The 8,754-nt window shown below is 59.1% G+C and carries 6 protein-coding genes; 3 read left to right on the forward strand and 3 right to left on the reverse strand.

Annotation, left to right across the window (positions count from 1 at the left end; translation table 11 throughout):
- The 3 genes from NW837_RS15700 to ureC all read right to left on the reverse strand — a co-directional run.
- Positions 1-120 (reverse strand): MerR family DNA-binding transcriptional regulator (locus tag NW837_RS15700; protein WP_414332638.1); only part of this gene is annotated, 120 nt, incomplete at its 3' end.
- 67 nt (positions 121-187) lie between these two features.
- On the reverse strand, positions 188-1,294 hold the full coding sequence (locus tag NW837_RS15705) for an ABC transporter ATP-binding protein (protein WP_414332628.1): 1,107 nt from the start codon (positions 1,292-1,294) through the stop codon (positions 188-190).
- Positions 1,295-1,344: 50 nt separating this feature from the next.
- Positions 1,345-3,063, reverse strand: coding sequence for an urease subunit alpha (ureC, locus tag NW837_RS15710; RefSeq protein ID WP_414332630.1), 1,719 nt, complete (start codon positions 3,061-3,063; stop codon positions 1,345-1,347).
- Positions 3,064-3,390: 327 nt separating this feature from the next.
- Here ureC and psaA point away from each other — a divergent pair, with 327 nt between their 5' ends.
- The 3 genes from psaA to NW837_RS15725 all read left to right on the forward strand — a co-directional run bounded on the left by psaA (position 3,391) and on the right by NW837_RS15725 (position 8,613).
- On the forward strand, positions 3,391-5,658 hold the full coding sequence (psaA, locus tag NW837_RS15715) for a photosystem I core protein PsaA (protein WP_414332632.1): 2,268 nt from the start codon (positions 3,391-3,393) through the stop codon (positions 5,656-5,658).
- Between the two features lie 21 nt (positions 5,659-5,679).
- The gene (psaB, locus tag NW837_RS15720) at positions 5,680-7,914 is read left to right on the forward strand and encodes a photosystem I core protein PsaB (protein WP_414332634.1); all 2,235 of its coding nucleotides are present in this window, start codon (positions 5,680-5,682) and stop codon (positions 7,912-7,914) included.
- A 117-nt stretch (positions 7,915-8,031) separates the two neighbouring features.
- Positions 8,032-8,613, forward strand: a complete 582-nt coding sequence (locus tag NW837_RS15725; protein ID WP_414332636.1) for a Uma2 family endonuclease — start codon at positions 8,032-8,034, stop codon at positions 8,611-8,613.
- Positions 8,614-8,754: the final 141 nt, after the last annotated feature.

The raw sequence follows: 8,754 nt of genomic DNA on the forward strand, positions 1-8,754 counted from the left end.
CGCCCTACCGGATGGTGTGCGTATTGCCTTGATCCAACCTTTCTGTTCCCATCGCCTCAAAGTGTGGAGACATACCCCGAAATAGTCCGCCGCTTCTCTCGGTTTCACATACCTAGCCATACTAAGCAGCCATGCTGAACATACTATACGTTATTTCCAGTATAGTCCAGCATATCATTGACTAGAGTCATACTCTCCCCTCTTCCTTTGGGAAAAGGGCCGGGGGTGAGGGATCCCCGCCAACCCCCACAGGCCACAGAGCCTCTGGCGGCAAATGGATCCACACTGCCTGCCCCGGCGCAAACACCTGATGGGGAGCCACCCAAGCCTGCAGACTGCCCCAAGGGGTTTGTAAGGTCAGCCGTCGCTGGGTGCCCGCAAAGCGTTCCGCCATCACCTGGGCCAAGAAAACATTGTCGGCTAAGCCGGGCGGATGGGGAAACACCTGCACCTGTTCCGGGCGCACCGTCAGCCGCACCTGACCTTGGAGTGGCGCGGCGCTTTTCAAGAGGATCCCGTTGTTGAGGCGAAGCTGGTGACCCTCCGCCTGCGCATCGAAAAAATTGACCCCGCCAAAAAAGCGGGCAATGCGCTCGGAGCGCGGCTGCTGATAGAACTCCACAGGGGATCCCACCTGGTGTAGCTGCCCCTCAAACATCAGGCCGATGCGTTGGGCCATGGCTGTGGCTTCTGCTTGATCGTGGGTAACCAGCACCGTCGTCACCCCTGTTTCCGCCTGCAGCTCCAGGATGAGAGCCTGCATCTCTTGGCGCAGGTTGGCATCCAGGGCCGATAAAGGTTCATCCAACAGCAGCACCTTGGGCCGAATCACCAAAGCCCGCGCCAGGGCCACCCGCTGCGCTTGTCCGCCAGAGAGCTGGCTGGGCCGACGCTGAGCAAAGCCGGCCAATTGCACCCGCTCCAACATGCCCAAGGCGGCAGCCTCCCGCTCTGCCCGGGGAATACCCCGCATTTTCAGGCCAAAAGCGACATTCTCCCCCACGCTCAGGTGGGGAAACAGGCGGCTGTGTTGGGACAGCAAAGTCACGCCGCGCCGTTCCGGCGGCAGAGGGTTGAGGGGGATCCCATCCAGCCAGATTTCCCCCGGATAGGGCAAGGGATCCGGCTCCAGCAGGCCGGCGATGAGATTGAGGGTGGTGGACTTGCCGCAGCCCGACGGCCCCAGCAGGGCGAAGATCTCCCCTGCCTCCACGCTCAAAGACAAATCCCTGAGGACAGGGATCCCTCGCTTGTGGAAGCGCTTGCTGAGGTGGCGGAGAACAAGGTGGCCCATGCTTGAGTTACCGATCAAACGCTCAATAGAGCTCTCAAACTCTCCCAAAATTAGAACAGAAAGTACCGTTGTGCCATGGGCAGCACCTCTGCCGGCTCACAGGTGAGCAGCTCTCCATCAGCCCGCACTTCATAGGTCTCCGGGTTCACCTCAATGTGGGGAGTGGCGGTATTGAGTTTCAAATCCGCTTTGCCGATCTCGCGGCAATTTTTCACCGCTACGGCCCGGCGCTGGATCCCCAGTTTTTCCGGGATCCCCAAGTCTAGAGCAGCCTGGGAGACAAAGAGCAGGCTGGTCTCGGTCAGGGCGCGGCCAAAGCTGCCGAACATGGGGCGGGGGTACACCGGCTGCGGGGTTGGAATGGAAGCATTGGGATCCCCCATTTGGGCGTAGGCAATCAGGCCCCCCTTCAGGACAATTTCCGGCTTAACCCCAAAAAAGGCCGGCTTCCACAGACACAGATCCGCCAGTTTTCCCACCTCCACCGACCCGATGACGTGGCTGAGGCCCTGGGCGATGGCAGGGCAGATGGTGTACTTGGCTACGTAACGCTTGGCCCGGAAGTTGTCGTTGCGGCTGCTGTCCTGCGGCAGAGGCCCCCGCTGCACCTTCATCTTGTGAGCCGTCTGCCAAGTGCGGATGATTACCTCCCCCACCCGGCCCATAGCCTGCGAGTCGGAAGAGATGATGCTGAACACCCCCATGTCATGCAAGATGTCCTCGGCGGCGATGGTTTGGGGGCGAATGCGGCTTTCGGCAAAAGCAATATCCTCCGGCACATTCTTGCTCAGGTGGTGACACACCATCAGCATGTCCAGATGCTCTTCGATGGTGTTGCGGGTAAAGGGGCGGGTGGGATTGGTGGAGCTGGGCAGCACGTTGGGCTCAGAGGCAATGCGAATGATATCGGGGGCATGCCCACCCCCGGCCCCTTCGGTGTGGAAGGTGTGAATGGTGCGGCCATTGATGGCGGCGATGGTATCTTCCACAAAAGCCGATTCATTTAAAGTATCGGTGTGGATGAGGGTTTGGATGTCGTACTCATCCGAGACTTGCAAACAGCTGTCGATCACCGCCGGCGTGGATCCCCAATCTTCATGGATCTTGAGGCCGCAGGCCCCCGCTTCCACCTGTTCCCGCAAAGCTGCGGGAAAAGCCGCGTTTCCCTTGCCAAAGAAGCCCAAATTGACGGGGAACCCCTCCGCCGCCTGCAACATCTTGCCCAAGTTCCAAGCTCCAGGGGTGCAGGTGGTGGCGTTGCTGCCTGTGGCCGGCCCGGTTCCGCCCCCCAAAAGGGTGGTCACTCCCGAGGCGATGGCAAACTCGCACAACTGCGGGCAGATGAAATGCACATGAGCATCGATCCCTCCCGCTGTCAGGATCAGGTTTTCCCCGGCAATCACCTCAGTGCTGGGGCCAACCACCATGCCCGGCGTCACGCCTGATTGGATATTCGGGTTGCCGGCTTTGCCAATGCCGACAATGTAGCCATCGCGAATGCCCACATCCGCCTTGACAATGCCCCACCAGTCCAGGATCAGGGCGTTGGTGATCACCAGATCCAAGGCCCCGTTGGCGCGGGTGGCCGTCGGCGATTGCCCCATGCCATCGCGGATGGTTTTGCCGCCCCCAAACTTAATCTCCTCGCCGTAGGTGGTGAAATCCTCCTCCACCTCGATGATCAGTTCGGTATCCGCCAGGCGCACCCGATCCCCTACGGTGGGGCCGTAGTTGCTGACGTATTGGCGACGGGGAATCTCTAGGGTCATAGGGTGGTATCTGCAAAAGGGCTGCCAGGGTTTTACCACACATCCCCACCCAGGGGATCCCTTGCTGTCTATTGTTCAGTTCCAACCCTTCCTGAGAACGGATTGGGTTGGCTGAAAATTCGTTACATATATTTACATCTATGATCGAAAGAACAATTGCCAATCGACTCCAGCCTCGATGGGACAAGGGATCCCTCGTTTAATTATTGTGAAGCAACTGAGGGCTCACAAACCCTGACCTATAATGCCAGGTAAGTCCTGCCCTGGGGGAATCTTCTGCCAAGGGGTAGGGATGCTTCGTTCCTTGTCGCAAGAGAGGAGTTCTTGATGACAACTACGCCAAAGGAGCGAGAGCCGAAGGTCAAGGTGTCGGTTGATGTGGATCCGGTTCCCACCTCATTTGAGAAATGGGCCAAGCCGGGGCACTTCGACCGCAGCCTATCCCGTGGCCCCAAGACCACGACCTGGATCTGGAACCTCCATGCTCTTGCTCATGACTTCGACAGTCACACCAGCGACTTAGAAGACGTCTCTCGTAAGATCTTTTCCGCTCACTTCGGCCACTTGGCAGTGGTTTTCGTCTGGCTGAGCGGCATGTACTACCACGGAGCTCAGTTCTCCAACTATTCCGCTTGGCTGGCGGATCCGATCAACGTCAAGCCCAGCGCCCAAGTGGTCTGGCCCATCTTCGGCCAAGAGATCCTGAATGGGGATGTGGGCGGCGGCTTCGAAGGGATCCGCATTACTTCTGGTCTATTTCACCTCTGGCGAGCTGCCGGCATCACCAATGAGTTTCAACTCCTCTGCACCGCCATCGGTGGCTTGGTGATGGCCGGGTTGTGCCTGTTTGCCGGCTGGTTCCACTACCACAAGCGGGCTCCCAAGCTGGAGTGGTTCCAAAATGTGGAATCGATGCTCAACCACCACCTGGCGGGCCTGCTGGGGCTGGGTTCTTTGGCCTGGGCCGGTCACCAAATCCACGTGTCCATTCCCATCAACAAGATGTTGGATGCGGGCGTGCCGGCTGACCAGGTGCCCTTGCCCCACGAGTTCATCCTCAAGCCCGCCTTGATGAAGGAGATGTTCCCCAGCGTGGATTGGGGCATCTTCAGCGGGGTGGTGCCCTTCTTTACCTTGGATTGGGGCAAGTACGCGGAGTTTCTCACCTTCAAGGGTGGCCTGGATCCGCAGAACGGCGCCCTCTGGCTAACCGACCAAGCCCACCACCACTTGGCCATTGCCGTGCTCTTCATCGTGGCCGGGCACATGTACCGCACCAACTGGGGCATTGGCCACTCCATTAAAGAGATCCTGGAAGCCCACAAAGGCCCCTTCACCGGCGAAGGCCACAAAGGTCTGTACGAAGTGCTCACCACCTCTTGGCATGCCCAGCTGGCCATCAACCTGGCCATGGTGGGATCCCTGAGCATCATCGTGGCCCAGCACATGTACGCCATGAACCCCTACCCCTACATGGGCATCGACTACGCCACCCAGATCTCCCTGTTTACCCACCACATGTGGATAGGCGGCTTCTTCGTGGTGGGGGGTGCTGCCCACGGGGCCATTTACATGGTGCGGGACTACGACCCGGCGGTGAACCGCAACAACGTGTTGGATCGGGTATTGCGCCACCGCGACGCCATCATCAGCCACCTCAACTGGGTGTGTCTGTTCTTGGGCTTCCACGCCTTTGGCTTCTACGTCCACAACGACACGATGCAAGCCCTGGGCCGTCCGCAGGACATGTTCTCGGACACCGGCATCCAACTGCAGCCCATCTTTGCCCAGTGGATCCAGTCGCTGCACACTTCGGCCATTGCCAGCACGGCTCCCTATGTGGGCGCCTCGGTTAGCCCCATCTTTGGCGGCGACGTGGTGGCTGTGGGTGGCAAGGTGTCCATGATGCCCATGGTGCTGGGCACGGCGGACTTCATGGTGCACCACATCCACGCCATGACCATCCACATCACGGTGCTGATCCTGCTCAAGGGGGTGTTGTTTGCCCGCTCTTCCCGGTTGATCCCGGACAAAGGCAAATTGGGCTTCCGCTTCCCCTGTGATGGCCCGGGCCGCGGCGGCACCTGCCAGGTCTCCGGCTGGGATCACGTGTTCCTGGGGCTGTTCTGGATGTACAACTGCATCTCCATCGTGATCTTCCACTTCAGCTGGAAGATGCAGAGCGACATCTGGGGCACCGTCAACGCCGATGGCACGATTGAGCACATCACCGGCGGCAACTTTGCCACCAGCGCCATTAACATCAACGGCTGGTTGCGGGACTTCCTGTGGGCGCAATCGGTGCAGGTGATCAACTCCTACGGCTCGGCTCTGTCGGCTTATGGGCTGCTCTTCTTGGGCGCTCACTTTGTCTGGGCCTTCAGCCTGATGTTCCTGTTCAGCGGTCGCGGCTACTGGCAGGAGCTGATTGAGTCCATCGTTTGGGCCCACAACAAGCTAAAAGTCGCTCCGGCCATTCAACCCCGCGCTCTGAGCATCATTCAGGGTCGGGCGGTCGGTGTGGCCCACTACCTGTTGGGAGGGATCGTCACCACCTGGGCGTTCTTCCTGGCACGGTTCGGCGCACTCGGCTAAGGCAAGGAGGAAGAGAGAATCATGACAACTGCAACTCGTTTTCCCCAATTCAGCCAAGACCTGGCCAGCGATCCCACCACGCGTCGGCTGTGGTATGGCATTGCCACCGCCCACGACTTCGAGACCCACGATGGCATGACGGAGGAGCGGCTTTACCAAAAGCTGTTCGCCACCCACTTTGGCCATCTGGCAATCATCTTCCTGTGGGCCTCCGGCAACGTCTTCCACATCGCCTGGCAAGGCAACTATGAGCAATGGGTAGCCAACCCCACGGGTGTCACCCCCATCGCCCACGCCATCTGGGATCCCCACTTTGGCAAGGCAGCGGTGGAAGCCTTTACCCAACCGGGGGGCGGCGGCCCCGTCAACGCGGCCTACTCTGGCCTGTACTATTGGTTCAACACCATTGGCCTGCGCACCAACGGCGATCTCTACACCGGTGCCATTGGCCTGTTGTTGTTGGCGGCGGTGTTTCTGTTTGCCGGCTGGCTGCACCTGCAGCCCCGCTTCCGGCCTAGCCTGAGCTGGTTCAAGAACGCTGAAGCCCGTCTCAACCACCACCTGGCCGGCTTGTTTGGGGTCAGTTCCCTGGCTTGGACGGGTCACCTGGTACACGTCGCCATCCCCGAGTCCCGCGGGCAGCACGTAGGCTGGGACAACTTCCTTACCACTCTGCCCCACCCGGCAGGTCTGAAGCCCTTCTTTACCCTCAACTGGGGGGTGTATGCCCAGAACCCGGACACGGCCAACCATGTCTGGGGCACGGCAGAAGGGGCGGGCACGGCCATCCTCACTTTCTTGGGTGGCTTTAACCCCAACACCCAGTCCCTGTGGCTGACGGACATGGCCCACCACCACCTGGCCATCGCGGTGATCTTCATCGTGGCCGGCCACATGTACCGCACCAACTGGGGCATTGGCCATAGCATCCGGGAGATCCTTGGCGCCCACAACCCCCCCAAGGGCACTCCCTTCGGAGGCCTGCTGGGAGAAGGCCACAAAGGTCTCTACGACACGGTCAACAACTCCCTGCACTTCCAGTTGGCTCTGGCCTTGGCCTGTCTGGGGGTGGTGACCTCGCTGGTGGCGCAGCACATGTACGCCCTTAACCCCTACGTGTTCATGTCCATGGATCACACCACGGAGGCGGCTCTCTACACCCATCACCAGTACATTGCTGGCTTCTTGATGGTGGGGGCGTTTGCCCACGGGGCCATCTTCCTGGTGCGGGACTACGATCCTGAGGCCAACAAGAACAACGTGCTGGCGCGGGTGCTGGATCACAAGGAAGCGATTATCTCCCACCTCAGCTGGGTATCGCTGTTCCTGGGCTTCCACACCCTGGGGCTGTACGTCCACAACGACGTCATGCAGGCCTTTGGCACGCCGGAGAAGCAGATCTTGATCGAGCCGGTGTTTGCTCAGTTCATCCAGGCCTCTCACGGCAAGATGATCTACGGCATGGATGTGTTGTTGTCCAACCCCGACAGCCTTGCTTCTACCGCTTGGCCCAACTACGGCAACGTGTGGCTGCCGGGCTGGCTGCAGGCCATCAACGATCCCAACGGATCCCTGTTCCTGCCCATTGGCCCGGGTGACTTCCTGGTGCACCACGCCATTGCGCTGGGCTTGCACACCACCACCTTGATCTTGGTCAAGGGGGCGTTGGATGCCCGCGGCTCTAAGCTGATGCCGGACAAGAAGGACTTTGGCTACAGCTTCCCCTGCGACGGCCCGGGTCGGGGCGGCACCTGCGACATCTCCGCCTGGGATGCCTTCTACCTGGCCATGTTCTGGATGCTGAACACCATCGGCTGGGTTACCTTCTACTGGCACTGGAAGCAGCTTGGGGTTTGGAGCGGCAACACTGCCCAGTTCAACGAGAACTCCACCTACCTGATGGGCTGGCTGCGGGATTACCTCTGGGCCAACTCCGCCCAGTTGATCAACGGCTACAACCCCTACGGGATGAATAACCTGGCGGTTTGGGCCTGGATGTTCCTGTTCGGCCACCTGGTGTGGGCAACTGGGTTCATGTTCCTGATCTCCTGGCGCGGCTACTGGCAAGAGCTGATCGAGACCTTGGTGTGGGCGCATGAGCGCACTCCCTTGGCCAAGCTGATCCGCTGGAAGGATAAGCCGGTGGCCATGTCGATTGTCCAAGGTCGTCTGGTGGGTCTGGCTCACTTCACGGTGGGTTACGTGTTGACCTACGCGGCCTTTGTTATCGCCTCGACAGCCTCTCAGTCGGGGTAGCAAGCCTCACCTGCTGAATAACCGGTAGAGAAGGGATCCCTTGGCTTGTCCAGGGATCCCTTTTTTGTGAGTTGGTAGAGTGGTGATATGAAGTTTAGGGTCTGATGAGTTTGGTCGATGACTCTAGCCGCCCGATTGGATCCCTATATCAGGCGATATACCTTTGAGGAGTTTCATCGGCTGATTGAGTCTGGACAGATTGAAGAGCCCAATCAGTTGGAGCTGATTGACGGGCTCCTGGTTCAAAAGATGACGAAAGGGGAGAGGCACGCCGCCTACTGTAGCCGCCTGTACCGACTGTTGGTGGGCCTTGTGCAGGAGCAAGCTATTGTGCGCACCCAGGATCCGGTGCAACTGCCCCCCAATCACGAGCCGGAGCCCGACTTTGCCATTGTGCGCTTTCAGCAGGATGAGTACCGCTCTCGGCATCCTCAGCCCGAAGACATCTATCTCATCATCGAAGTGGCTGATTCTTCCCTTACCTATGATCGGGAAGTCAAACTCGGACTCTACGCCAAAGCCGGGATCCCCAACTACTGGATCTTGAACTTGCAAGAGAACTGCTTAGAGACGTACAGCTTGCCAACAGGGTCGGGAGTTTACCAGAAAAGAGAGGCTTACACCCCCGAGGAGAAAGTTGGGATCCCAGGGATCCTGGCTGGAGAGTTGAGTCTGGATCAGGTTTTTTCCATCGGTTAAGGCAGGGATCCCTTGCCGGCAGATCGAATCTTGGCTGGCAGGAGCATGACTTTAGTCAATGATACGCTAGACTATACTGAAAATAATGTACAGTATGTTCAGTATGGCTGCTTGGTATGGCTAGGTATGTAAAACCGAGAG

Origin of the sequence: Synechococcus sp. R6-10 (assembly GCF_047461815.1) — a bacterium.
Classification (GTDB): Bacteria; Cyanobacteriota; Cyanobacteriia; order Thermostichales; family Thermostichaceae; genus Thermostichus.